Origin of the sequence: Curtobacterium sp. MCLR17_034, assembly GCF_003234485.1 — a bacterium.
GTDB classification, from domain to species: domain Bacteria; phylum Actinomycetota; class Actinomycetes; order Actinomycetales; family Microbacteriaceae; genus Curtobacterium; species Curtobacterium flaccumfaciens.
The window spans coordinates 432,570-458,000 of record NZ_QKTH01000001.1 but is presented as its reverse complement, the minus strand read 5'-3'; the positions used below and the strand labels follow the sequence as shown (position 1 = coordinate 458,000).

The following is a 25,431-nucleotide window of genomic DNA, read 5'->3' as shown; positions in this document are numbered from 1 at the left end:
GTCGTCGTCGGTGGCTTCGTCGGCCGTCCTCGCCACGGTCGGCATCGGGGTGCAGGGCGTCGCGAAGCTGCTCGTGACCGTCGTCGTCGGGCGGGTGTTCGGCACCGAGACCCTCGGGCAGACCACGGCGCTGCTGTCACTCTCGGTCTTCGTCGCGCTGCTCTGGCCGAACGCCGCGGGCAACACCGCGTCGCGGTTCCTGGCGATTGCGCTGCGGGGTCGGCGCTCGGACGCCGCCGTGAACCGGCTACTCGGGGTGTCCATGCTGGTGTCGAGCGCGGTGCTCGCGGCGGTCACCGTGCCGATCGCGCTGGCCTGGGGCAACGGCCCCGGGATGGTGCTCGGCGGTGCCGCGGTCGTCGTCGGTTACGGCCTCTACTGCTACGCCCGAGGCGCGCAGCTCGGCTACGACCGGGCACCCCGGGTGGCGCTGTGGGACTCGGTGACGAGCGTCCTGGCGCTCGGGTTGCTCGTGGTGGCGTGCGTCGCTCGGCTCGAGCCCTTCGTGCTGCTCCCCCTGGCGATCGGCTACACGGTGTTCGCGATCGCGTGCTGGCCGCGGGGCAACGGCTTCGCGCCTGCTTCGCGCGAACCCGCTGCCGGGGTGCTCGGATTCGCAGCGTGGAACGTGCTGGCGGTGGTGACCTCGAACGGGTTGCTGCAGTTGACGATGATCTCGGCGCAGGTGACGTCGTCGGCGCACGACGCCGGTGTCTACGCCGCTGCGTTCACCCTTGCGACGCCGGCGTCGATGCTCGGGCAGGCGCTGGGGCAGGTGCTCGTGCCGGCGTTCGCGCACCGGACCGACGGTGGATCGCTGCGCTCACGCGGAGCCCTGCTGCTCGTCGTCGGGTTCGCTGCTGCGTCCGCCGTCGTCTTCGGCCTGGTCGCCCTGCTCGCCGGGTGGTTCCTACCGATCGTCTACCCCGCCGAGGGCGCCGCTGCCGTCGCGGACCTGCGGTACCTGATGGTCGCGGTGTGGGTGTTCACCGTCGGGCTCGTGCCTGCCGCGTTGCTGCTCGCCGCCGGACGTTCACGCCAGGTCGCGCTGGCCTCGGTCGCCGGGTTCGTCGTCGGGGCTGGGCTCATGGCGGTGCTCGGGCCCGTCGCCGGAGTTGCTGGTGGGACGACGGGGTTCTTGGTGGGGAGTGCGGTGAACCTGGTTGCGGTGGTGGGGCTCGGGGTGCGGCGGGGCTGACCATCGAGTCCGTGCTCGTCCCCACGGAAACGCTGCGTCGCCTTGACGGCCTTTCCTGGCGCCTGACGGTGATCGGTCTCGCTGAGCGTTCCAATTCTCTCGGTGACGAACCCGCAGGTGGCTACGAAGTCATCTTCGAGAGAAGCGCCGCGGGTGCAGCGATCTCCGTCGCGTGATCTGCTTCACCAGCCGATCGGCCAGACAAGCAGTGAGCATGGCTGCGACCATGACGCCGGCGAACGAACGTGTTCCGAGCACTGCGGCTGAGGTTCTGAGCAGCATCGGGACTTACCGCGTGGGCTGTGGGGGCGCTCATGGACTCCCGGCGCCCTCTTACGCTTTGCTGACATCGAGCCGCCGAGGAGACCCCAGGTGGAGCAAGGGGATTCTGATGCGCCTCAGCCGCATGTTCACGTCAACACGCTTTCTTGTTGTGACCGCAGCCCTGGTTGCAGCGCTTGTTGCCGCCGTCTTGATGGTGCCGGGAGGCCCTGCTGCCGCCGCGGTGTCTTCTGGCGCGCAGTTCGTCTCCACAGCTGGCCGCATCCTCGACACCCGAGACGGCACGGGCGGCTACACCACTTCGATGCCTGCGAACGCCTGGCGCACGGTCCAGGTAACCGGGAAGTTCGGTATCCCCTCATCGTCTTCAGTGACTGCCGTGGCGTTGAATGTAATCGAGGTGAGCCCGAGCGGCCTCGGCCAGGTCACCGCCCGCCCGAACGCGAGTACCGCCGCAACGCTCGTCGGCACATTCGACGGTGGCGGCCTCGGATCGACCTCGAACGAGGCGGATGTCGCGGTGAACAGTGACGGCACGGTCCAGGTGCGAGCAGACGCATCGACACAGCTCGTCATTGACGTGGAAGGTTACTACTCCACGGATCCGTCCGCGACCGGTGGTTACGTGGCGATCGCAGGTAAGCGGTACGTCGGCGAACAGCCGGTCGCGGCGAGTGGCAACTTCACGATTCAGGTGACCGGGGTCAACGGGATTCCGTCGAACGCGACCGCGGTGGTGGCAGATTTCGTGGTGAAGAACCAGGGCACCACCCACGGCTACATCTCGCCCGGACCGGCAGGCTCCAGCCCGCCTGCGACGTCCCTGCATTTCCCCGGGGCAACTGATGTCGCAACAGCGATCAGTGCCCATGTCCCGCTGAGCTCGGATGGGAAGCTCGAAGTGTGGAACCGCGCTGGTTCAGCCATCAAGGTGAACCTCGACATCGAGGGGTACTTCGTCCCGGGGTCTTCAACGGCGGGATCATTCACCGCAGGCGCGGCTCGTGCTTTTGACAGTCGCGTCAAACCGCACGTGTCGATCGCTGCGGGGAAGACGGTAACCGTGCCGCTCGGTGGAACTCATGGTGTCCCTAGCACTGCGGACGGTTTGTCCTCCGTAGTGGCGGACCTCACCGCGATCCACGCTTCGAACGACACTGCTGGCTTCGCGCGTGCGTGGGCTGACGGCACAGCGGAACCGAACATCTCCGACGTTGAGTACGCACCGAACTCGATCCGGTCGAACACCAACACTGTCCCCGTCGGGCTGGACGGCGCAATCGAGATTCACAACCTCAGCAGCGCCACAGTCGACTACGTCGTCGACATCGAGGGCTGGTACGCCGGCGGAGCCTCAACGATGTGCGCCAATGACACTGACAGCATCCTTGGGCAAGCTGCGGATGCCTCAAGCGCAACTGTCGGTGCGTCCGAAGGGGTCCCGGTGCTGTCGGCGGTCCTCACGAACTCATTGGCAGACCCGATCAACGGTCAGATATACGTCGTTGACTCGTCCGGCAAAGCCGTCGACGGTTCACCAACTGCTACGGAGACCGTGGACAACGGGGCGGCCATGACATTTCATCTGCCGCCCGCCTACGCAACACCTGGAGCCACCTTCACATGGTGGGTACACGCCTATCAGGACGACGCGTGCGCGGCGCAAGCCACCTCGGCTAGGCACTCATTCGTGGTCGGCTCTCCCACAACGGCTGCCGCCTCGAAGACGCAGCGACTCACCATCTCTGGTGATGGCATAAGTGCCACGAGTGCACCCGAGGGGCAGGGGGATTGCTCAGGCTCACCTTGCCCGTTGAACTCGGGCGAGATCGCACTCGGTGTGGACGCTGAAAACGCTGATCACGCAACTGCACTCCACGCCGACCTGTCGACCATCCCAGCTGGCGCGACCATCGCTTCCGCGTCGTTGAACATCACGCCGAGCGGATGCTACGGCACAGCATGCTCGAGCGGGACATTGTCCATCGCGCAAGCAACCGAGAACACATCGTCGGCAGCGACCGGCGCAGCTCTTGCCGCTATCGAAGTCGACACGCCGTTAACGTTCCCTGAAGCACCGTCCACCACCGCGTACGACATCACCTCGCTTGTAAATGACTGGTACGACAGTGACGGAGCCGGCAATCTTGGAGCCGTTCTATCGGAAACGAACACGGCGACCGGAGCAACAGGAGAGATCTACTACGGGCCCACCTCTGCGGTCAGCCCCGCATCGATCACCATCAACTACATCCCAGCGGACACCCCAGGTCCAATCCGAGCCCTCAAAGCAACCGGTGGCGACGGCGGACTCATCGCTGCCTGGGCTTCCCCGATCCGCACTGGGTGGTACGACACGACCGGAGCGACGGACGGAATCACCTCGTACACGGTGTCTGTGTCGGATGCAGCTGGCTCGACGGTAGCTACCAAAACAGTCGGCGAACCTCGCGCGGTATTCACAGGACTCACGAATGGCGCCGAATACACCGTGAGCGTCGCTGCCAACAACACCGCAGGATCAGGAACGACGAGCATCTCAAGTTCGACGACTCCGGCTGCCGTCATCAACAGCCCCAGCCTCTACGTGAACGCGCTGCAGAACCTCGTCGACGCGGAGAGCAAGTTGGCAAGCGGCAGCGAGGCAAGTACTTCAGACGCAATCGGGGCCACATCTACTGCAACCATCGTGACGCCCGCGCTCGGGCTACTCGGCACGAGCTACCTCGACGAGTTCGCTACAGAATCCGAAAACGACCAGTCAGACGCCCACGACATCACAAGACTGACGGACACCCTGGCAGTACCAACTGCCGCGGGAGTAACCCTCTTCGCGACCGCAACACGGACGTTCACAACCGTCGACACGAGCGGCGGCCCCGCCGTAGATGTGGACGGGGAGTCTGACGACGCCGGAGCGTACCTCTTCACGGCCCACGGGACGAAGGCATCACTCGGGGGTTACGCAGACCAGGACGCGCTCCTCCAGCCGACCACGACATCCAGCACCGACACAGCTGAAGATGCAGCTGGGTGGGCCGCAAGCGCCGGACCAGATCCCACCAGCGCGAGCTCCGTGATGTATCGAGGCCCGACCGGAGGCAACATCAATGCGAAAATTGCGACCACTCATACGTTCGCACGCACCGCGATGGGCGTCACCGGCCCGAAGGTCAATCTCTCGGGCGTGGCGAATTGGGCGTTACGTTACTCCACAGAACCGCACAGCTCGAACTGGTTCAGCCCGGACTGCACCAACTTCGTCTCGCGGGCCCTGCACTGGGGCGGCCTAGCCAACATGGTCGGCAACGAAGTCACGACGCACATATCACACGACCCGAATCGGTGGTTCCTCGACCGGGCCTTCGGAAAAAATGTCTTCTACTCCATGTCCTGGGGACACCAACCCGAGAATTACAACTTCCAGATGAGTCACGGCGGGGTGAGTGTTGGCAGAAGCAACGTCAAGCTCGGCTATCTCGCCTATGCAGCGTTCAACGGCGGCGGAAAGAGTTCGATCGACCACGCTGCAGTTGTGACAAAGGTGACCGGGAGCAACATCTACGTATCGCAGCATTCGCACAACACGAGGAATGAAGCAATCTTCGGTTCCGGTCACACGTGGTCACACCTGGAGCCTCGAATGTCAGCACCGTTCTACGTCAATCCCTACGGAATTTGAGATGAAGCCTGCACGCAATCACTCACGCACTACTCTGATCGCGAGCGTCGGGATCCTCGCGGCAATCGCACTGGTCGGTTGCTCAGGGCACAACGTCCCTACAGACGTCGGAGGCGAACCTTCGGACGCTTCGGAGGTCGCAGCGAGACAAGCGGCGGTCGAGGGCTTGAAGGATCACGACGAAGGTCGCTTCGTGTCTGCGGTAACACCGGACCAGCGTTCCGAAGCGGTCAAAGCGTGGAAGGTCTGCGAGCCGCTTCTGAAACCGGGTGCCAAGGTCACCTACAACGATGCTGTCGTCACGACCATCGTCGGCGTCTTCGTGCACCCTGCCGAAAAGGAAGCGAAAGGGTGCTGGGTGACGTTGTCCTGGAAGGAGGGTCGGGGCTGGAGCATGACGGCGGAACTGTCCGCCAAGACGGGTTAGTCGCGTGCTTGGCCTGCCCACGCCAGCGCCGACCAGTGCACCGGACACCGCCGCGCACGCGATGATCATTCTGGAGCATCGGGGATTGAAAGCCCCGGCGCCAGCACCAACGCCAACGCCAACAAAGTCAACATCACAGGCGTCGAGGGGGGTTGCGCATCGACATCACATCACGGCACCGATGGACGGTCGGACAAGGGTGATTCTGGGGCCCGTCAGAGCACTCCGCCTCTGGACTGTGCAACGGTCCGGGCCCAATGCCACACGTTTGTCGGATCTGGGCTGGAGTCAATCCGAACCTCCGCCGGGCGGCGGCCCCGTCGTGTCCCCCACCCGCAACTCCGAGGTGAACGACGCCGGCTGCGGCTCCGCCCCCTCGAGCATGGCCAGGGCAGCACGGGCTGCGGCTTGGCCCTTCTGCACGAAGGGCTGCACCAGGGTGGTCAGGTGCCGGATCGGGGTGCGGTGGAGCAGGCTGTCGTCCACGGTGATGCCGTCGAACCCGACGACGCTGACGTCCTCGGGCACACGGAGTCCGGCGTCGAGTGCAGCCGAGATCACCCCGACGGCGATCAGGTCACTCTGTGCGATGACGGCGGTGGGGCGGGGGTCGTCCGGTGCGAAGAGCTCCGTGCCAGCGAGACGTCCCTCTTCCACCGAGCTGCCGGCGGTCTCGATCGCGACGGCGTCCGGGTACACCTGGCGCACACCACGCAGGCGTTCGAGCGTGGTGAAGGCGATGCCCTCGGCCTGCCTGGCTGCGTCGATCGGCCCGCGTCGGCGTGCGGCGTCGAGGGGCAGGGTCACGACGGTCACGTCCTGGTGGCCGAGCCCCTGCAGGTACTCCGCAGCACGGCGTGAAGCATCGCGGTTGTCGAGCTGGACGGGGACGGCACCCTCGATCTCGTCCGCCTCGATCGCGACGACGGGGATCTGCCGACGGCGCAGCACGGCGACGGCTGGGTCGATCCGCACGTTGCACCCGACGAGCACGACGGCGTCCATCGGGGCGTCGACCAACGGGCCGGCGCCCTGCTCATCGTCGAGCGGACTCCGGACGAGCAACAGCGAGGCACCGGCGGCACCCGCGACCTCGGCGATGCCGTCGAGCGTCAGGACGTTGACCGGGTCACGGAAGGCGTCGCTCAGCCGCTCGTCCATCACGACACCGATGACGCCGGAACGACCGCGGCGCAGCGAACGGGCACGGGGATCGGGGCCGCCGTAACCGAGGTCGGCGGCAGCGGCGAGCACGCGGGCCTTGGCGTCCTCGGACACCGGGCCGAGACCGCTGAAGGCGAGCGAGGCCGTCGACGGCGCGACCCCGGCAGCACGGGCGACCGCTGCCAGCGTCGGGCGCGACGAACGGGTGACGCCGCCGCGGGAAGGCGACGCGCCGGGTCCTGTTGCCGGTTCGTCCATCGCCCGTTAGCGTAGCCGGAACGAGCGGTCGAATCGATTCGACAGCCGCAAGACCAGCACCGACACGCACCAGAACGCGCAGCACCACGCTCGCCGCAGCACGATGGGAACCACCATGACGACGCCGTCCACCCGCACCGTCCCGACCACCAAGGCCTGGATCATCGCGGTGTTCGTGGTGTTCACCCTGTCCGGGCTCGACATCGCGACGTGGCTGGGCCGGATCCCGAGCGTCCGCGACTCCCTCGGGGCGAGCACGTTCGAGATGGGTCTGCTCGTGCTCGGCATGGCCGTCGGCTCGATCGGCGGCCTGACGTTCGCCGGGCACATCGTCGCGAAGCTCGGTGCGAGGCGGGGCGTGCAGGTGGCTGCGGCGTGCCTGGCGGTCGGGATGATCTTCGCCGGTGTGGCGGTCACGCTCGGGTGGGGCTTCGCCGCCATCTGGATCGCGCTCATCGCGTTCGGCTTCGGGAACGGCCTGTGCGACGTGTCGATGAACGTCTCCGGCGCCGCCGCCGAGAAGGCCGGCGGCCGCACGATCATGCCGCTGTTCCACGCCGCGTTCAGCCTCGGCACGCTCGCCGGTGCAGGCCTCGGTGCGCTGGCGGAGCGGTTCGAGATCCCGGTCTCGTGGCACTTCATCGTGCTCGTGGTCATCACGAGCGCCGCCATGCTCGTCGCCGTCACGAAGTTCCAGGACGAGCACCGCTTCGAGCAGCCGGTGTCCACCGACACCAGCCCGGTCGCGACCCCGCTCACCCGCTGGCAGGTCTGGGCACAGCCCTCCACCCTGCTCATCGGCGTGATCGTGCTCGGTATGGCGCTGGCCGAGGGGTCCGCGAACGACTGGCTGCCCCTCGCGATGATCGACGGCCACGGGCTCGACAACGCCGGCGGTGCCGCCGTGCTGACGGTGTTCCTGGCCGCGATGACCGCCGGTCGTGTTGCCGGCAGCCCACTGATCGACAAGTTCGGCCGCGTGCCGATCCTGCGCATCAGCGCCGCCGTCGCGGTGGTCGGCCTCGGCATGCTCATCTTCATCGACAACGTGCCACTCGCGATCGTGGGCGTCGTGCTCTGGGGTCTCGGTGCCAGCCTCGGCTTCCCGATGGGCATGTCCGCCGCGGCCGACGACCCCCGCACCGCGGCCGCCAAGGTCAGCGCCGTCGCGACGATCGGCTACGTGGCGTTCCTGGCAGGGCCGCCCCTGATCGGGTTCCTCGGCGAGGAGATCGGCCTGCTCGGTGCGCTGCTGATCGTCTTCGTGTTCATCATCGCGGCCGGCCTGGCCTCGGGTGCGGCGCGCGAGACCGGTGCCGCCGCCCGGCCCGCCCGCGGGACCGACAAGACGAGCGGGACCACGAAGCGCGAGACCGAGCGAGCCAGCGACCGCAGCTGACGCAGCGAGCCCTCAGCCGCCGTCGCCCGCCCGCGCCCGCGTCGCCAGGTGCAGGGCGAGCCGGGTCTCGGGGTCGGACAGGTCCACCCCGAGCAGCCGCTCCACCCGCGCGATGCGGTCGGACACGGTGTTCCGGTGCACGCCGAGCACCGCGGCGGTCTCGGCGATCGACGACTCCGCGTCCAGGTAGGCGGCGAGCGTCGTCAGGAGCGCCCCGCCACCGCGTTCGAGCGGTGCGAGCAACTGCCGCGACGCCGGCAGGAACGTGTCCGTCTGCGTCCACGCGAGCAACAGCTGCGCGAGCCCGAGCCGGTCCACGTGCACGAAGTGCCCCGACTCCGGACGGCTGGCGGCCAGACGGGCGGCGTCGCCCGCCTCGCCGAGCGTCCGGACCAGCCCGGCAGGACCGGCCTGCAGACTGCCGACGCCCACGTTGGTCTCCACGGTGGTGCGGAGCGTGTTCTGCGCGCGCCGCAGCCTACCCGCGATGTCGGCCACTGCCTCCCGGCCTGGTTCGTCGGGTTCCGACAGCCACAGCACCCAGCCGTCCGCCTGTTCGACGACGACCGCGTCGAGTCCCTCGGCGCGCACCGCGGCGTCGACCTGCTGGCGGAGCGCGACCAGGTCGACGCCCTGCCGCGCGACCACGCGCGCACCGACGTGCCAGGCGTCCAGCCGCCACCCGGCGGCGATGGTCCGCTGCACGAGCTGCGGGGCGGGCGCCCCGTCGGCCGCGCGGAGTTCGTCGAGCATCGCCATCCGGTAGCGGGCGTCGCGCTCGTCGTCGAGCCGGGTGAGCAGCAGCCGGTGCCCGACGGCGACGGCGGCGACCTGCAGGGCACTCGCGATCACCTGCTGTTCGGCGGTGATCGGGACGGGCAGGCCGACGGCCAGCCAGGCGCGCGGTCCGATGCCGGTGCCGACCGGGATCGCCACGAGCGTCTCGTCGACGCCCTCGGCGGTCAGCACGTCGCTCGTGCCGGCGCGGCGGACGAGCACGGCGCGGGCCGCGTCGTCGACGGCGGCTCCGCGGAGTGCCAGGCCCGAGGCGTCGAGGAACCGCACGGGGTGGCCGAGCGAGCGGTCGAGCCGGGCGAACAGGTCGTCGAGTTCGGGGCCGGCGTCGAGCGCGACGCGGGAGGCGTCGAGGGCTGCACGGGCCGCCGGACCCATCCCTGTGCCGATGAGTTCGTGCAGGCGGACCGAGGTCGCCCAGGGGTCCGGGGTGGCGAGCACGGCGACGCCGAGCCGGTCGGCGAGCGTCGTGGTGCCGGGGCCGAGCTCCAGCGATCCGTCGACGACGAGCAGGGTGGCGCCGGCCGCGGAGGCCCGGCGCAGCAGCACGTCGAAGCGCGCGTCCGCGCGGTCGACCGGGGTGAGCAGCACGACGACGTCGTCGCCCGACGCCAGGGACCGGCCGACCTGGTCCGGGGCCCCCACCACCCCGCGGACGCTCCGGACCGCGGTGCTGCCGGGGCCGACGAGCAGGCGGGTGCCGGGCGGCAGGAGCGGGAGCAGGTCGCCGACGGCGTTCACGTGAGCACCTGGCCCACGGCCTCGGGGACGACGTCCGCGTCGATGCCGAACGCCCGCGGTCCCATGCGCGCGGTGCGGTCGGGTTCCGCCCACCACCACGGCGCCGACGGCAGCACGAGCACCGCGAGCTCGTTGCCGACCCGCGTGCGGTCGGTCGCCACCGGCGCGAGCGAGCGCGCGTCGACGACCGTGATGACGCTCGGCGTGCTGGCGACCGGCAGGCCGTCGACCAGGCAGTGCACGTACTCGCTGCCCGCCTCGACCCGGGCGACCGCACCGGTGTCGGCGTCGCGGATGGCCAGGCTGCTGCGGACGAACGCGAGGGCGTCCCCCTCGCGCTGCACGTCGATGACCCGGCCCTGCGCGACGACCCGTCCGCCGATGAGCGCGGCGAGTTCCGCCGCGTCCCGTGCGCCACCCGCTGCGCGTCCGATCCGGAGGGCGCGCTGCACGCTGCCGACGACGGCCCGCTCGCGCAGCAGCGCGACCGGGACCGGGCCGATCGCGAAGGCCGCCCAGCCGCCGCTGTGCGAGACGGCCTCGCGCCAGACCGTCTCGACGTCGTGGGGGTGCCGGGCGTCGACGACGATCCGCAGGCCGCTCGTGGTCGCAGCCGCCGCCGTGACCGTCGTGGTCGGGCCGACGAAGACCGACAGCTGGTCGATGCGCGGGACCGCGCGGCCGACCAGGTCCGCGTCGACGAGCGGCAGTCCGGCGGCGTGTGCGGTGAGGGCCGCGGCCGGTCCGGTCACGCCGCCGATCTGTGCGGCGACGACGGCGTCGGCACGGGTGCCCGTCCAGCGTTCGACCGCCGCGAGCGCGGCCGGCAGCTCGTCGCCGCTCGGCATCTTCTCCTCGAGCACGGTGGTCGACCCGATCAGCCCGACGGCGACCACCGAGCCGAGCGCGGGGTCGTCGAGGTCGACGACCGGCACGCTGCGGTCGCCGAGCGCGAATCGGAGCGCGCTGACCATGTGGTCGACGCGGCCGCCACCACCGCAGCCGAGCAGGGCGGTGCCGCGTCCGAAGACGGTCGCGTCGTCGGCCTGGAGGCCCGCCACACCGCCGCCTCGCCGCTCACCCTGGTCCATGGGTCCATTCTGCTGCCGTGGTCGCGTCTCGGGGCCGGGCGCACGGGCCGGGCACCGGGGTCGGCGCGCGGCCGTTCGTCAGCCGACCGCCGGGGCGGCCGGGCGGACGTGCTCGTGCAGGTCCTCGACCGGGACGAACGGTTCGTCGAGCCCGAAGCACGACGGCCCGAACACGGCGAGCGCCTCCGGGGTCCGCATCAGGTCGGGGGTCGAGATGCCGATGACCCGGACGCGCTGCCCGAACCGCAGGCGTTCGGTGGTGATCGGCTCGGCGGTCTCGGCGTCGAGGACGCAGATCAAGTCAGGCACGACGGCCACGAGCTGCCCGTCACGCCGGGCGACGAGGTTCTCGTTCTGGAACCGGAGTTCGAGCTCGGAGCCGTCGGTCCCCTGCACGGTGGCACGACCGCGGGCGAACCCGTCGACCGTGCGGCGCTCGACGTCGACGACCTTGCCGTCGAACAGCTCGCGCAGGTGCGTGTAGATCGTCGTGCCGAGGGCCTCGGCGAGCGCGTCGATGGGGTCGCGGTGGGCTTCGCGGGCAACTCGGATGGCCCGACCGACGGCGAGTGCCAGGGAGAGCGTGCGCGGGACGGCGGTCTCCTTCACCTGGCGGCCGGACATCGCGTACTCGGCGATGTAGGCGACGCCGCCGAGCCGGATGGTGACCCCGCGGGCGAGCCACTCCATCTTCTTGTTGTCCGTGCCGGTCTCGATGATGACGCCGTGGCCGTTCTCGTCGCTGATCGCCAGCGGACTGCCGGGGACGCCGTAGACCGAGAACGTCTCCATCTGCAGCTCGGGGAACGCGCGGCCCATGCCGTCCGCGTCGACGACGGGCAGGCCGCCGGTGGCACCGACGAGCAGCGGGATCATCGAGTTGATGCCGCCGCACTCGATGGGCATCGTCGCGGTCGCCGTCCGGCCCAGGTGGGCTTCGAGCCGACGGAGGGCGCCGAGGGGTTCCGGTCCGGCCGGGATGCGTTCGAGCACCACGGTCGGTGCGCCCATCTGCGCCGTGGGGATGACGAGGGCGTCGTCGGGCACCTCGGACGGGTCGAGGATCGTGACGGGGCCGTGCTGTTCGATCGCAGCACGGACCAGGAGCATCCCGACGGTGGGGTCGCCCCCGCCGCCGGTGCCGAGCAGCGCGGCGCCGCGGGCCAGGTCTGGCAGGTCGTCGACGTCGAGGATCCAGCTCATCGGTGCGCTCCCGTGTTCGTCTCGCCCGCGCTCGTGGTGCCGTCGTGGCGGACCGCGGGGGTGTCGTAGCCGAAGTACCGAGGGCCGGCCAGGCGCAGGCCGTCCGGGGAGTGCCAGCGCTCGTCGGCCGGTGCGGTGACGACCCGGATGCGGGCGCCGAAGCGCAGGGCCTCGGTGGTGATCGGCTCGCCGGTCTCGGCGTCCAGGGTGATGATGAGGTCGGGAGCCGTGGTGCGGACCTGGCCGGCCACCTCGACCAGCAGGTGCTCGTTCTGGAACCGGAGCACCGCCTCCAGGCCGGTGTCGCTGCCGGAACCGGCGATGCGGGCCGTGCCACGGGCGAACCCGGTGACGGTCTTGCGCTCGATGTCGGCGACCTTGCCCTCGAACACGACCGTGCCGCCGAGCACCTCGGTGACCGCCGTGACGGGGTCCGCGTTCTCGCTGCGTGCGCGGACCAGCGTCTCGCCGAGCCGGACGCTCAGCGACAGGCTGCCGCGGACGAACGACTCCTTCACCTGCGCACCGGACATCGCGTACTGCGCCGTGATCGCGGAGCAGCCCATCTCGACCGTCGCCGTGCGGGCGAGCCGTTCCGCCCACCGGTTGTCCACCGTGTCGAAGACGACGGTGTTGCCCTTCTCGTCGGCCAGGGCCATCGGTGTCGCGCTGACCCCGGACAGGGTCGGCAGCACCATCTGCACCTCGGGGAATGCGCGGCCCATGCCGTCACCGTCGACCAGGGGCAGGCCGAGCTCGGCCGCGGCGACGATCGGGGTCGTCGAGTTCACGCCGCCGACCTCGATGCAGGCCAGGTGGGTGGGGGTGACCCCGAGGAACGCCGACAGGCTGCGGATCGCCTCGGCGAACTGGCCGGCGGACGGCAGCTTCTCGACCATCACGGTGGGTGCGCCGATCATCGCGACCGAGAGCACCACGGCGTCGTCGGGCAGGTCCTCGACCTGGACGATCTCGACCGGGCCGTGGGTGCGGACGGCGGCCTCGGCGAGCAGGCGTCCGATGTAGGGGTCACCGCCGCCGCCGGTGCCGAGGATCGCGGCGCCGCGGGCGAGGGCGGAGCAGTCGGCGCCGATGGCGGTGAGGAGGGGTGCTGTGAGGGCGGCTTGCGTGGCTGCGGCTTGCGCGGCTGCGGCGCGGGGCGCTGCTTGCGTGGCGCTCATCGGACCAGCGCCCCGAGTGCCAGGTCGCCGACGGCCTTGGCGCGGATCCGCGTCGCGTTGCCCGGCAGGTACGGGATCGGGACCTCGTCGAAGTCGACGATGTCCACCGAGCCGGGGTCGGCGCCGGCCGCGATGGCGCGGTCGACCGCCTCTTGCCGGGCCTCGTCGACCACGGCGGACCGACGGCCGTCGCTGATCGCGTAGACCTTGTCGACCTCGCCGCTGACCTGCGCGATCGCCGCACCGATGGCGTTGGCCACCGAGTAGTGCTCCGGGCGGTGCACGGTGCCGAGTCCGGGCAGGGTGTCCGGCAGCAGCACCGAGCCGCCGCCGACCGCCACGACGGGCAGCGGATCGGACGAGGTGCGCATCCGCTCGACGATGTCGGCGACGCGCTCCGCGATGACGTCGAGGGCGCGTGCGGCGACCTCGGCGGGCACCCCGGCGACGAGCGACGGGTCCCCGATCGCGCCGCGGCCACCGCGGACGGCCACGTCGGTGGCGGTCAGGGTGGTGCCGCCGAAGACCAGGCCCTCCTCGGTCAGGCGGTACCCGACGGAGTCCGGCCCGACGACGCTGCCGTCCTCGCGGATGCGGGAGCCGCCGCCGATGCCGACGGACAGGACGTCGGGCATCCGGAAGTTCGTGCGGATGCCGGCGACGGCGACCTCGCCGGTGGCCTCCCGTGGGAAGCCCGCGGTCAGGACGCCGACGTCGCTCGTCGTGCCGCCGACGTCGACGACCGCGCAGGTGTCGAAGCCGGACAGCACGGCTGCACCACGCATCGAGTTCGTCGGGCCCGAGGCGAACGTCGCGACCGGGTAGCGACGGGCGTACTCGACGTCCATCAGGGTGCCGTCGTTCTGGCTCAGGAAGAGCGGCGCATCGATGCCGCTGCCCGTGACCGACCCGGACAGGCCGTCGACGATGCGGTCGGCGAGCTCACGGAGCGCCGCGTTGATGATCGTCGCGTTCTCGCGCTCGAGCAGGCCGATGCGACCGATCTCGGACGACAGCGAGAACGCCACGTCCGGCCCGAGCTCGGCGGCCATGATCTCCTGCGCGCGCTGCTCGAACTCGTCGTTGATCGGGGAGAACACCGACGAGATCGCGACGGAACGGATGCCCGCCGCTGCGATGGCACCCGCGTGCCGCTTGAGTTCCTCGGGGTCGAGCTCCGAGATGACCCGGCCGTCGAACTCGTGGCCGCCGTGGGCCAGGAACGGCTGCGCGTGCACGGCCGACACCAGGTGCCCGGGCCAGTCCGTGAACGGGGGCAGTGACGCCGTCGCCGGCAGGCCCAGGCGGACCGCGGCGGTCGGGGCGAGGCCGCGTGCCTCGACCAGGGCGTTGATGAAGTGGGTGGTGCCGATCATCACGCCGTCGATGTCCGTGGGGCCGAAGGCGTGCTGCTCGCGCAGGCCGTCGAGCACGGCGACGATGCCCGAGGTGACGTCGGGGGTGGTGGACCGCTTGACCGCCGCACGGACGGTGCTGCCGTCCATCAGGACGGCGTCCGTGTTGGTGCCGCCGACGTCGATGCCGATGCGCATGGGGTTCCCTTCGGTGGTGCGGGTGCGGTGGTGCGGGTGCGGGGTCTTCGCGGGGGGGGTGTTGCTGGTTCGTGGGGTGGTGCCTGTTGTGGGGACCGGCCGCGCCGTCGCGCGGATCAGGGGTGCGCCGACGCAACCGGCCGTTCGGGGAGCGCCCGGGTCAGGCGGCCGGGGTGGCCGGTGCGGCGGGTGCTGCGGCGACCGGGGCGGACGATGCAGCCGGCGCGGCCTCGGTCCGACTGACACCGACGCCGCGGATCAGCCCGACCTTGCCGGCGACCACGTAGAGCACGAAGGCGATGACCACGGAGTTGATCGACGGGATGCCGACGGCGACGAAGTACCCGATGAGCGAGGCGATCGCCCAGATGACCAGGGTGGCCGGCACCCAGGTGGGCGAGGTCGCCGGGATGTTCTCGGCGTCGCTCAGCTCGCGGCGCCAGCGCTTCACGACGAAGTACTCCGCCACCATGATCCCGGCGATGGGCGGGAAGACGACCCCGAGCACGGACAGGAACGGTGTCAGGGCCCCGAGGAACCCGACGGCGGCGAGCACCGAGCCGACGACGCCCATCACGAGCGTCACGAGCCCGCGGTTCACCTGCTTGCCGAACACCGCGTCGATGAAGTTCGTGACGCCGAGGCTCGAGCTGTAGATGTTCCAGTCGTTGATCTTGAACGTGCCGAGCAGGATCACGAGGATGCCGACCCAGCCGACGCTCGACGTGATCACGCGGGTGATGTCCGCGGAGCCGACGGCGTGTGCGAGCAGGACACCGGCCAGGCCGATGACGTACTCGCCGAGCGTCACGCCGAGCAGCGTCTGCTTCACGACGTCGCCGACCGACCGGTTGAAGCGCGTCATGTCCGGCGTGATCACCGCACCGACGATGAACCCGCCGGCCACCAGGGTGGTGCCGGCCACGAAGCTCAGCTCCGGACCGGCCGGGGCACGCGCGGCGAGCTCGGCGATCGAGTGGCGGCTCAGCTCGACGATGACCGCCCAGCCGACGAGCACCAGGAACAGCGGCACGGTGACGTTCGCCAGCCACTGCATCGAGTGGAACCCGCGCAGGACGATCGCGGTGACGAGCAGCCCGAACACGAGCGACCACGCCCAGGCGGGCAGGATCGGCAGGATCGAGACGAGGCCGGCCGCCGAGACGCCCGACTGGATGCCGAACCAGCCGATCAGGCTCAGCCCGATCGCCAGCCCGACCAGCGCCGAGCCGGCCTTGCCGAACCCGGTCCAGCGGGCGATGACCGAGGTGTTGAGGCCCTCCTTGACGCCGATGACGCCGACGAGGACCGAGACGATCTCCAGGATCACGGCGCCCAGGGTGATCGCCCAGAAGGCGTCCCAGAAGCTCATGCCGAAGCCGAGCGTCGCACCGAGCAGGAACTGGGACAGGGCCGAGATCTGCCCGAAGCGCTGCACGGCGACCTGGAACCAGCCGTAGCGCGCGGACATCGGGACTCGGCTGAGCGAGTAGTCGTCGACGGCGACCGACTCGGAACGGGGGGTTCGTGGTGCTGACACTGCGGTCTCGCTGGCCATCGTGGCTCCTCGGGGAGGGGTGTCGGCGTGGGCCGATCGGGGTGTCAGCCACGGTAGGACGGCATCGGATTGCGGTACATGTGCAGAACGTCGTTACGGGCATGTGAATCCGTGCGCGCTGCACAGGCAGCGCGGCTCGTCTGGTCCACGACACCACGCCGGTTAGGCTTCCGGGGTGCGTCTCGTCATCGCCCGGTGCTCCGTCGACTACGCGGGCCGGCTCTCAGCCCACCTGCCGCTCGCGACCCGCCTGCTCATGCTGAAGGCGGACGGCTCCCTGCTCGTGCACTCCGACGGCGGCAGCTACAAGCCGCTGAACTGGATGAGTCCGCCCTGCTCGATCGAGATCACCGAGCCGGACGAGGAGCAGTCGGTCGCCGGCATCACGCAGGTGTGGACGGTGACGCAGAAGAAGACGCAGGACAAGCTCATCGTCTCCCTGTACGAGGTGGTGTCCGACGAGACCCACGACCTGGGCGTCGACCCGGGCCTGGTGAAGGACGGGGTCGAGGCGCACCTGCAACAGCTCCTGGCCGAGCAGATCGAGCTCCTCGGTGACGGCCACACCCTGGTCCGTCGCGAGTACATGACGGCGATCGGGCCGGTCGACATCCTGGCGCGTGACGACGCAGGGGCGAGCGTCGCGGTCGAGATGAAGCGCAACGCCAACATCGACGCGGTCGAGCAGCTCACCCGGTACCTCGAGCTCATGAACCGCGACCCGCACCTGCGCCCGGTGCAGGGCGTGCTGGCGGCGCAGACGGTGGCACCGCAGGCACGCACCCTCGCCGAGGACCGCGGCATCCGCGTCCTCGTGCTCGACTACGACGCGATGCGCGGCATCGAGGGCGGCCACACCCGCCTGTTCTGACCCGCGTCGGGCCGTCCGGCCTGGAGGCACGGCGCACCCCCGCCCCGCCGCCGACGGATCCCGGATGGTCGCCGCCACGGCCCGGCTAGGGTGGACAGGACATGACCAGCCCGTTCTCCGCCATCCTGTTCGACCTCGACGGCACCATCAGCGACTCCGCGCCGGGCATCCTCGAGAGCCTGACGCACACCTTCCGCGCCGTCGGCGTCCCGGTGCCGGACCACGACACCCTGATGTCGTTCGTGGGCCCGCCGATCATGGACACGTTCCGGATCGCGATGGGCATGGACGACGAACTGGCCGACCGCACCCTCGCCGTCTACCGCGAGCACTACTTCTCGCACGGGGCGCTCGACTCCGAGATGTTCCCGGACATCGACGTCGTGCTGCGCACCCTGCACCAGGCGGGGCTGCCGATCTCGACGGCGACGAGCAAGCCGGAGACCCCGGCGACCTACATCCTCGAGCACTACGGGCTCACCGGGGACATCGACATCATCACGGGCGCGAGCGACGACGAGGTGCGGTCGAGCAAGGCCGACGTCGTCGAAGAGGCCCTGCGACGCCTCGAGGCCCACGGCTTCGACATCAGCCGCCCGGTGCTGATCGGCGACCGGAAGCACGACGTCGAGGGCGCGACCGTGCACGGCGTCCCGGTCGTCTTCGCCGAGTGGGGCTACGGCTCCCCCGACGAGGCCGAGGGCACCATCGCCCGTGCCGCCACCCCGCTCGACCTGCTGCCGATCCTGCTGCCGTCCGCGACGCCGTCCGCATGACCGGCGACGTCGTCCGGCGGGGGCTCCGCGGTGCCGCCTGGCTGCTGCCGGCGGCCATCGTCCTGATCGCACTGAACTTCCGCGGCCCGATCGTCGCGACCGCCCCGGTCATCGGCGACGTCCGTGCCGACCTCGGCCTGACCGCGACGATCGCCGGGCTGCTGACGACGATCCCGGTGCTGTGCTTCGCGCTCGCGACGCCGTTCGCCAGCTGGGTCATCGCGAAGGCCGACCCCGAGCGCGCGGTCTCGCTGTCGCTCGTCATCGTGCTCGCGGGCACCGTCGTGCGCTCGATGCCCTCGTCGGCGGCGCTGCTGATCGGCACCGCGGTCATCGGCATCGGCATCACGATCGGCAACGTGGTCATCCCGGTGGTCATCCGGCGGGACACCTCACCGGAACGCGTCGGCCTGGTCACCGGCGTGTACACGTCGGCGCTCAACGTCGGGTCGATGATCACGTCGCTCGGCACCGCTCCCCTGGCCGCCGTGTGGGGCTGGTCGGTCGCCATCGCGATCTGGGCGGTCTTCGCACTCATCGCCGCCGCCGCCTGGACCTACGCGGTCGGTGCTCGGGCCGCCTGGCGACGCCCGCTGCCGTCCGAGCGGGACGAACCGCTGCCGGTCACCGGGCCCATCGACCAGGTGCTCGACACCGGGGCGATCCGGACCGCCCGTGCCGCCGAGGCCGCACGGGTCGCCGTCGCCGAGCCGATCCGGCCGGCACGACGGCTCATCACCTGGGGCCTGACACTCGCCTTCGGTGGTCAGGCGTTCTCGTACTACGCCCTCACCGCGTGGATCCCGACGCTGCTGCACGACGAGATCGGGTTCTCGAAGGCGTCGTCGGGTGCGAGTTCGTCGGTGTTCCAGATCCTGGCCGTCGTCGGGGCGCTCGGTGTCCCGCTGCTCGCGACCCGGTGGCGTCCGGCGGCGATCATCGCCCTGGTCGGCACCCTGTGGCTGGCGATGCCGCTCGGGCTGCTGTTCGCCCCGCAGCTCTGGTTGCTGTGGTCGGTGCTCGGCGGTGCAGCCCAGGGCGGCGGCATCACCGTGATCTTCATCGTCATCGTGCGAATCGTCTCGAGCGACGCCGACGCCCGCCGGATGTCCGCGTTCGTGCAGGGCGGCGGGTACCTGCTCGGGTCGGCCGGGCCGCTCGTCGCCGGCGCGCTGCACGGTGCGACGGGGAACTGGACGGCGCCGCTGCTCGTCGTACTCGTCGCGGTGCTCACCCTCGGCGTCGTCGGGACGTTCGCCGCGCGACGGGTGTCCTGACCCCGAACCCGAACGCCGGCTGAGACCCCGCTCCGGCTCGACCCCCGAGGCGCTGACCGACGGGGGCCGCACCCGCACGACCCCTCAGCGCGCGGACCGGCTTCGGGGCCAGCTGGCGGCACGGTCCCGGCCGGTCGTCATCCCGGACGGCCAAGGTCCGGAGAGTGGACATCCGACGACCCGCCCGGTGGCGGGACCAGCCGCTCGCAGCACGGCTCACCCTGCTCGTGATCGCGGGCGGCACGACCGTGCTGCTCGCCTGGAACCTGGGCCGTGGCGGGGACTTCAGCTTCTACCAGGCCTCGGCGCGGTCGATGTCCGAGTCGTGGCCGGCGCTGTTCTCGGGCGCGTTCGACCCCTCGGCGACGGTGACGCTCGACAAGCTCAGCGGCTTCGCCGTCCCGCAGGCGCTGAGCCTCCGGCTGTTCGGGCACTCCACCGCCGCGCTCGCGTTCCCCCAGGTCGTCGAGGGGCTCGTCACCCTGTGGGCCTGCTCGTTGGTCGGGCTCCGCTGGGCCGGGGTCGGCACGGGCCTCGTCGCCGCCGCAGCAGCCGGGTCGACGCCTGTCTTCGTGTCGATGTTCGCGCACCCGATGGAGGACGGTATGGTCACCGCCGCGCTGGCCGTCGCCCTGCTGTGCTGGCAGCACGCGGCACTGACCGGGCGCTGGTGGCCGCTCGTCGCCGCGGGCCTGGCCGTCGGCGTCGGGTTCCAGGCGAAGATGGTGCAGGCGTGGTTCGTCCTGCCGGCACTGCTGCTCGGCACCCTGCTGGCCTCGGCCCGGCACGACGGCCGTCCCTTCCGCTTCGGCACCCGGGTGGTCCGTGCCGGGGTGCTCGGGATCGTCGCGGTCGTGGCCTCGCTGTCGTGGGTCACCGCGCTGGCGCTCACCCCGTCGGGTTCGCGGCCGTGGGCCGACGGCTCCACCGACGACAGTCCGCTCGCCATGGTGTTCGGGTACAACGGCATCGACCGGTTCCTGCCCGGCGCGGTGCCCGGATCCGTCCGGTCGTTCACGGTGCCGTTCGGTCCGCACACCTGGCGCGGTGGTCCGGCCGGGTTCGGCAAGCTGCTCGGACCGCACCTGGCGTCACAGGTCGCCTGGCTCCTGCCCGCGGCGGTGTTCGGCGTGGTGGTCGCGGCCGTGGTGCTCGTCCGCCGCCGTGCGGAGCGACCCGGTGCCCTCGGCTCCCCGTTCGGGCACGCGTTCGACACCCGCGCCGGATCCGCCACCCTGGCCGTCCTGGTGGTCTGGCTCGGCACCGCGGCGGCCGTGCTCTCGGTGGCCGCGGTGCCGCACACCGCCTACGTCGCCGCGATCGGCGTGCAGCTGGCCCTGCTCGCAGCACTCGGGTGGCGCGGTGCGGTCGGGCTCGTCCGGGCGCAGGCTCGAGGACTCCGGGCGCTCCCGGTCGTCCTCGCCGCGGCGCAGCTGGGCTGGGTGGTGTTCCTCGCGCGGGGCACCGCGATGCCGAGCGTGCTCGCCGTGCCCGCGATCGCCGTCTCGACGGTCGCCGTCGTCGCGACGCTGGTGGCGGTGTGGCGGCGACCCCGCTGGGAGGCGACGCGCGGGCCGGACCGGCACCGGGCCTCCCGGACGGTCATCGCGCTGGCAGCCGGGCTCGCGCTCGTCGCCGGACCCGCCGCGTTCTCACTGCAGGCCCTCGACGCGACCCGCGACGGCAGCGGCGTCGACGCGTCGGTCGGGCCGTGGCCCGCGCGCTGGCCGATCCCGGTCGGCAGCCCGGACGTCTTCCACGTGTCGCGCCCGGACCCGTGGGGCGGGTCGACGCCCTACCCGCGTGCCCTCAGCCGACTCGTCGCGACCGCGCGACGCCTGGAGGGGTACCGGCACGACGAACCGCTCTTCATGACGGACACGTGGCACATCTCCGCACCCGTCATCGACGCGACCGGACTCCCCGTGCTGACGGACGGCGGGTTCTCGGGCACCGTGCCCGTCTTCACGACGCACCAGATCCGCCGGAGGATCGCCGACGGCCTGCGCGTCCTCGTCGTCGAGGCCCACGCGCCCCGCACCGACCCGGTCCTGCGCGCCGCACTGGCCGGGGGCTGCCGAGCACTCACCAGCGGCACCCGGCACGCACGCCTGCCGATGCAGCCGCGCCGGGCGGACGGCATCGCCTGGACCGTGTGGCACTGCGGGTTGCCCGGGCCGTCGGTCGGACCCGGTGCGCACCGCCACCACGGGTCAGCTCGCGGCGAGCACCTCGCGCAGGGACATCGGCGGACGCCCGGTGATGCGTTCGACGTCGCCGGACACGTGCGCGAGCGCCCCCTCGGCGATGGCCGTGTAGGTGCTCACCCAGGCGTCGGCCTGCCACGGCTCCGGGTTCCACTGCGCACGTGATGCGTACGCCTCGTCGAGGGTCTCCGGGTGGTAGCTGACCGTGCGGCCGCGGACCTCGGACACGATCGCCGCCGCCTGGGCGAGGGTGATCGCCTCGGGGCCGGTCAGCTCGTACGTCTGGTCGCGGTGCGCGTCCGGGTCGTGCAGCACCGCCGTCGCGACGCGGGCGACGTCGGCACGGGCCACCGCGGCCATGGCGCCGTCGCCGGCGGGGCCGCGGATCACGCCGTCCTCACCGACCAGGTCCTCGACGAAGTCCAGGTAGAAGCTGTCGCGCAGGAACGTGAAGGCCATCCCGCTCTCGCGGATCGCCTGCTCCGTCGCCCAGTGGTCGCGTCCGAGCGTGAAGGTCGCGTCGGGAGCCGCGCCGAGGAACGACGTGTAGACCACGTGCCGCACGCCCGCGTCGGCCGCCGCGGCGACGAACGCCCGGTGCTGGTCGAGGCGGTCCTGGGCCTCGGCCGCCGAGACCATGAGCAGCACCTCGACGCCCTGCAGCGCCGCTCGACTCGCGTCGGCGTCGGCGAAGGTCGCGACGGCGACCTCGGTACCCGGAAGCTCCGGCGCACGGGAGGCGTCGCGCACGAGCATCCGGAACGGCACGGCGTCCGCGGCGAGCGCCGCGCTCACGGCGCCCCCGATGTTGCCGGTCGCTCCGGTGATGGCGATGGTCATGGTCGCTCCTCGTGTCGGTGTCGCGTGGTCGTCGTCGGGGTCAAGTCGTTGTCGGGGTCGCCTGGTGGTCGTCGACGGTCGCGTCGGTCGGTGGTCACGTCCACACCGTCCTGGAGGCCCGGATCACCGTGGGCGCGACCCTCGCGGCGTTCACGCCGTCCACCTCCACCGCCCATGCGCGGGCGGCGTCGTGGTCGCGGCCGTGCCGCATGTGCCGGCCGACCAGGCGGTCGAGCCGCACGTCGTCGGCGACGGCGCAGAACCAGGTCTCGGTGAAGAGCGCCGGCAGCGCCGACCACGGTGCGGTGTCGTCGAGCAGGTAGTTGCCCTCGGACACCACGAGTCGGGCTGCGCGGGGCACCGCGATGCTGCCGGCCACGGGTTCGTCGACGCGACGGTCGAAGTCCGGCGCCCACACCACGTCCTCGTCGGCGGCGACGAGTCGGCGGACGAGCGCGACGTAGCCGTCGGCGTCGAAGGTGTCCGCCGCGCCCTTGCGGTCGTGCCGGCCGAGGGCGTCGAGCGCCGCGTTCGACAGGTGGAAGCCGTCCATCGGGACCTGCACCGCCGTGCCGGCACCCAGGCGGTCGTCGACGGCGGTGACGATGCGACGGGCGAGCGTGGACTTGCCGGCGCCCGGTGCTCCGGCGATCCCGAGCACGGTGCGCTCGCTCGAACGGGCCAGTTCGACGGCGCGCTCGACGGCCTGGTCGACGGTCGTGCCGGAGTCGCTCACGGCCTCATCCTCGCAGAGCGCACCGACGTCGGGCCGCGGTGGTTCACTTGCCGCATGGTCGATGCGACGAAGGCGTTCAGCGGGTTCTCGGTGCGCGACGTGCCCGAGGCGAAGGCGTTCTACCAGGACGTCCTGGGCGTCGAGGTCACCGAGGACCACGGCATGCTCTTCCTGCAGCTCGGCGGCGGACACCAGGTGCTCGTCTACCCGAAGGGCCCGGGTCACGAACCAGCGGCCTTCACGGTGCTGAACTTCCCCGTACCGGACATCGACGCCGCGGTCGACGAGCTCACCGCGAAGGGCGTCGTGTTCCTGCAGTACGAGGGGATGACCGACGACCGGGGTGTGAACCGGAAGGGCGGGCCGCTCATCGCCTGGTTCACCGACCCGTCGGGCAACGTCCTCAGCGTCATCGAGGAGTGAACATGTTGTGTTCCGAAAGCTCGCGCCGGCGCTGCTGATCGTCCTACCGTCCTCTCACCGATGAGAGGACGGCCATGACGAAGGTGCTGGGACGGCATTGGACCCGCGAGGGGCTCCTCGCCGAGCGCGAACGAGTCCGCGCAGAGGAACCTGGACGAGCGGGAGTTCGCGCCGACCGAGCAGTGGTGCGACCTGTTCATCGACGAGTACCTCGCACAGGACTGGCTGGACAGCATCTCGTTCCTGCTCGGTGAGCGATGACCGAGCAGGCCGCGGGTTGACGCGGTCAGCGGGACAGGGCGCCCGCCCAGCCGAGGGCGATCGGCACGAGCAGGCCGTGGCGGTGGTGCGGGAGCTCGGCGACGGGGATCCACCGCGACTCGTCGGTCGAGCCGTCGAGCTCGTGCCGCAGGGCTCCCCCGGTGATGGTCGCCCGGAACACGACCTGCACGGCCTTCATCGGGCGACCGTTGGCGTGGATGCGACGTTCGGCGGGGACGATGTGGTGTCTGACCCCGAGCAGGGCACCGGCCTGGGCCTCGTACCCGGTCTCCTCGCGGATCTCGCGCACGACGGCCTGCTCGACGGTCTCGTCGAACTCGACCCCGCCGCCCGGTAACGTCCACGTGCCCGCGTCGGGGTGACGCAGCTTCGCCAGGAGCACGCGGTCACCGTCCGTGATCACGCCGTAGGCGGCGAGCCGGGTGTCGTAGTCCGTGTACTCCATGGGCCGACCATGCCAGGTGGGTGCACCGACGTCTGCCAGCCGCGCCGGGCCTCCAGGCCGTGGACCGGGGTGGTGCGGACGCTCCACCAGCCCGCCACCGGTCACGACCCCCCGCGGCCCGCACGCCGAGCGGTCACAGACCGTCGGCCCCGCCGCCCGCAAACGACGGAACGTGACCACGCGACGCAGCACGTGCGGGGAGTCGTGACCACCCCGCGTCCACGCCGGACGGCCGGCGCGCGCGGTCAGGACACCCCGATGGCTGCCCGCCGAGCGGTCACGAACCGTTGCTTGCGGCACCGCCCGACGACGGAACGTGACCACGCGACGCTGCACGTGCGGGGAGTCATGACCGCTCGCCGCTCGAGGCCCCGGACCCGGGGTGGTGCCAACCGGACCCGACGTGCACGCCCGACCCGGATCAGGCGCCGACGCGTGCCGCTGCCCAGCCCACGCGCATCCGGGCGACCGCCCGGTCGAAGGCGCTGAGCGGCTCCCCGTCGTCGCGGATCACGGACTGCAGCTGGAGCCCCTCGTACAGCGCCATGAGCTGCTCGGCGGCGTGCCGGGGCGAGGCGCCACGGGGTTCCCGGCCAGCAACGACGTCACGGACCAGGGCGAGGGTGACGTCCTCGAACGCCCGCGTGTACTGCGTGCGGAACCATCCGGCGGCGGGGTGGTCGGGGTTCGAGGCGGCGCTGAGCACGGCGACCCGGAGGCGCACGAGGGCCGGATCCTCCACGCCCGCGGCGAGCCGGGCACGCAGGTAGGCGACCGTGCCGTCCCGCTCCGCGATCGGCCAGAGCTCGCGTCGGCTGCCGTTGTTCCACTTGTCCATGACCGCGACCACCAGGGATTCCCACATCGGGTACGCCCGGTGGAACTCGTCGGCCGTGACCCCGGCGTGCTCGGCGACCTCGTCGGGCCCGACACGGTGGAAGTCCCCGGCTCGGTAGGCACTGATCGCCCCGGCGACGATGCGTGCGCGGAGGTCGACATCGGTCGTGGGCATGCTGACGATTGTGCGGGGCCGGTCAGCGGC

Annotated in this window: 20 protein-coding genes and 1 pseudogene; 10 read left to right on the top strand and 11 right to left on the bottom strand. The window is 71.1% G+C overall.

Annotated features, from left to right (window positions below; genetic code table 11):
• Positions 1–10 precede the first annotated feature (10 nt).
• The 4 genes from DEI98_RS02210 (at position 11) to DEI98_RS18200 (ending at position 5,589) form a co-directional block, all read left to right on the top strand.
• The gene (locus DEI98_RS02210) at positions 11–1,198 is read left to right on the top strand and encodes a lipopolysaccharide biosynthesis protein (protein ID WP_111099751.1); all 1,188 of its coding nucleotides are present in this window, start codon (positions 11–13) and stop codon (positions 1,196–1,198) included.
• A gap of 11 nt (positions 1,199–1,209) precedes the next feature.
• Positions 1,210–1,374, top strand: coding sequence for a hypothetical protein (locus tag DEI98_RS18465; RefSeq protein WP_181437897.1), 165 nt, complete (start codon positions 1,210–1,212; stop codon positions 1,372–1,374).
• A gap of 215 nt (positions 1,375–1,589) precedes the next feature.
• Entirely contained in the window at positions 1,590–5,162 is a 3,573-nt protein-coding gene (locus tag DEI98_RS02205) for an amidase domain-containing protein (RefSeq protein WP_181437896.1), read from the top strand.
• Position 5,163: 1 nt separating this feature from the next.
• Positions 5,164–5,589 (top strand): hypothetical protein, encoded by a 426-nt coding sequence (locus DEI98_RS18200; RefSeq protein ID WP_146243386.1) that lies wholly within the window; start codon positions 5,164–5,166, stop codon positions 5,587–5,589.
• A gap of 288 nt (positions 5,590–5,877) precedes the next feature.
• Here DEI98_RS18200 and DEI98_RS02200 read toward each other — a convergent pair whose 3' ends face one another.
• The gene (locus tag DEI98_RS02200; protein WP_111099749.1) at positions 5,878–7,011 is read right to left on the bottom strand and encodes a substrate-binding domain-containing protein; all 1,134 of its coding nucleotides are present in this window, start codon (positions 7,009–7,011) and stop codon (positions 5,878–5,880) included.
• A 115-nt stretch (positions 7,012–7,126) separates the two neighbouring features.
• Between DEI98_RS02200 and DEI98_RS02195 the strand changes: the two genes are divergently transcribed.
• Positions 7,127–8,410 (top strand): MFS transporter, encoded by a 1,284-nt coding sequence (locus DEI98_RS02195; protein ID WP_111099748.1) that lies wholly within the window; start codon positions 7,127–7,129, stop codon positions 8,408–8,410.
• A 12-nt stretch (positions 8,411–8,422) separates the two neighbouring features.
• On the opposite strand, the gene DEI98_RS02190 is transcribed toward DEI98_RS02195, so the two are convergent.
• The 6 genes from DEI98_RS02190 to DEI98_RS02165 form a co-directional block, all read right to left on the bottom strand.
• On the bottom strand, positions 8,423–9,946 hold the full coding sequence (locus DEI98_RS02190) for a CdaR family transcriptional regulator (protein ID WP_111099747.1): 1,524 nt from the start codon (positions 9,944–9,946) through the stop codon (positions 8,423–8,425).
• A complete protein-coding gene (locus DEI98_RS02185) occupies positions 9,943–11,037 on the bottom strand; it encodes a DUF917 domain-containing protein (RefSeq protein ID WP_111099746.1) in 1,095 nt (364 codons plus the stop codon). Before DEI98_RS02185 ends, DEI98_RS02190 begins: the two co-directional genes overlap by 4 nt.
• A 78-nt stretch (positions 11,038–11,115) precedes the next feature.
• A complete protein-coding gene (locus DEI98_RS02180; RefSeq protein ID WP_111099745.1) occupies positions 11,116–12,240 on the bottom strand; it encodes a DUF917 domain-containing protein in 1,125 nt (374 codons plus the stop codon).
• Positions 12,237–13,421 carry a DUF917 domain-containing protein gene (locus tag DEI98_RS02175; protein WP_258370711.1) on the bottom strand — a complete coding sequence of 395 codons (1,185 nt, stop codon included), beginning with the start codon at positions 13,419–13,421 and terminating at the stop codon, positions 12,237–12,239. The genes DEI98_RS02180 and DEI98_RS02175 overlap by 4 nt, the downstream gene beginning before the upstream one ends.
• Positions 13,418–14,974 (bottom strand): hydantoinase/oxoprolinase N-terminal domain-containing protein, encoded by a 1,557-nt coding sequence (locus tag DEI98_RS02170; RefSeq protein ID WP_111099744.1) that lies wholly within the window; start codon positions 14,972–14,974, stop codon positions 13,418–13,420. The genes DEI98_RS02175 and DEI98_RS02170 overlap by 4 nt, the downstream gene beginning before the upstream one ends.
• 160 nt (positions 14,975–15,134) lie before the next feature.
• On the bottom strand, positions 15,135–16,532 hold the full coding sequence (locus tag DEI98_RS02165; RefSeq protein ID WP_110863617.1) for a cytosine permease: 1,398 nt from the start codon (positions 16,530–16,532) through the stop codon (positions 15,135–15,137).
• Positions 16,533–16,707: 175 nt separating this feature from the next.
• Between DEI98_RS02165 and nucS the strand changes: the two genes are divergently transcribed.
• The 4 genes and pseudogenes from nucS to DEI98_RS18865 form a co-directional block, all read left to right on the top strand.
• The gene (gene nucS / locus DEI98_RS02160) at positions 16,708–17,403 is read left to right on the top strand and encodes an endonuclease NucS (protein ID WP_017887754.1); all 696 of its coding nucleotides are present in this window, start codon (positions 16,708–16,710) and stop codon (positions 17,401–17,403) included.
• A 101-nt stretch (positions 17,404–17,504) separates the two neighbouring features.
• A complete protein-coding gene (locus DEI98_RS02155; protein ID WP_111099743.1) occupies positions 17,505–18,179 on the top strand; it encodes an HAD hydrolase-like protein in 675 nt (224 codons plus the stop codon).
• Positions 18,176–19,456: a CynX/NimT family MFS transporter gene (locus DEI98_RS02150; protein ID WP_111099742.1), complete on the top strand. Its 1,281-nt coding sequence runs from the start codon at positions 18,176–18,178 to the stop codon at positions 19,454–19,456. Before DEI98_RS02155 ends, DEI98_RS02150 begins: the two co-directional genes overlap by 4 nt.
• Positions 19,457–19,770: 314 nt before the next feature.
• A pseudogene (locus DEI98_RS18865) lies at positions 19,771–20,316 on the top strand (ArnT family glycosyltransferase); the annotation flags it as partial.
• Between the two features lie 1,353 nt (positions 20,317–21,669).
• Here DEI98_RS18865 and DEI98_RS02140 read toward each other — a convergent pair.
• Entirely contained in the window at positions 21,670–22,503 is an 834-nt protein-coding gene (locus tag DEI98_RS02140; protein WP_111099740.1) for an SDR family oxidoreductase, read from the bottom strand.
• A gap of 94 nt (positions 22,504–22,597) precedes the next feature.
• Positions 22,598–23,239, bottom strand: coding sequence for a nucleoside/nucleotide kinase family protein (locus tag DEI98_RS02135; protein ID WP_110863622.1), 642 nt, complete (start codon positions 23,237–23,239; stop codon positions 22,598–22,600).
• A 54-nt stretch (positions 23,240–23,293) separates the two neighbouring features.
• Between DEI98_RS02135 and DEI98_RS02130 the strand changes: the two genes are divergently transcribed.
• Complete coding sequence (locus DEI98_RS02130; RefSeq protein WP_071404443.1) at positions 23,294–23,662, top strand: VOC family protein; 369 nt, start codon at positions 23,294–23,296, stop codon at positions 23,660–23,662.
• Positions 23,663–23,948: 286 nt separating this feature from the next.
• Here DEI98_RS02130 and DEI98_RS02125 read toward each other — a convergent pair whose 3' ends face one another.
• Both DEI98_RS02125 and DEI98_RS02120 read right to left on the bottom strand, forming a co-directional pair.
• Complete coding sequence (locus DEI98_RS02125) at positions 23,949–24,389, bottom strand: NUDIX hydrolase (RefSeq protein ID WP_027466986.1); 441 nt, start codon at positions 24,387–24,389, stop codon at positions 23,949–23,951.
• 421 nt (positions 24,390–24,810) lie between these two features.
• The gene (locus DEI98_RS02120) at positions 24,811–25,401 is read right to left on the bottom strand and encodes a TetR/AcrR family transcriptional regulator (RefSeq protein WP_111099739.1); all 591 of its coding nucleotides are present in this window, start codon (positions 25,399–25,401) and stop codon (positions 24,811–24,813) included.
• Positions 25,402–25,431: the final 30 nt, after the last annotated feature.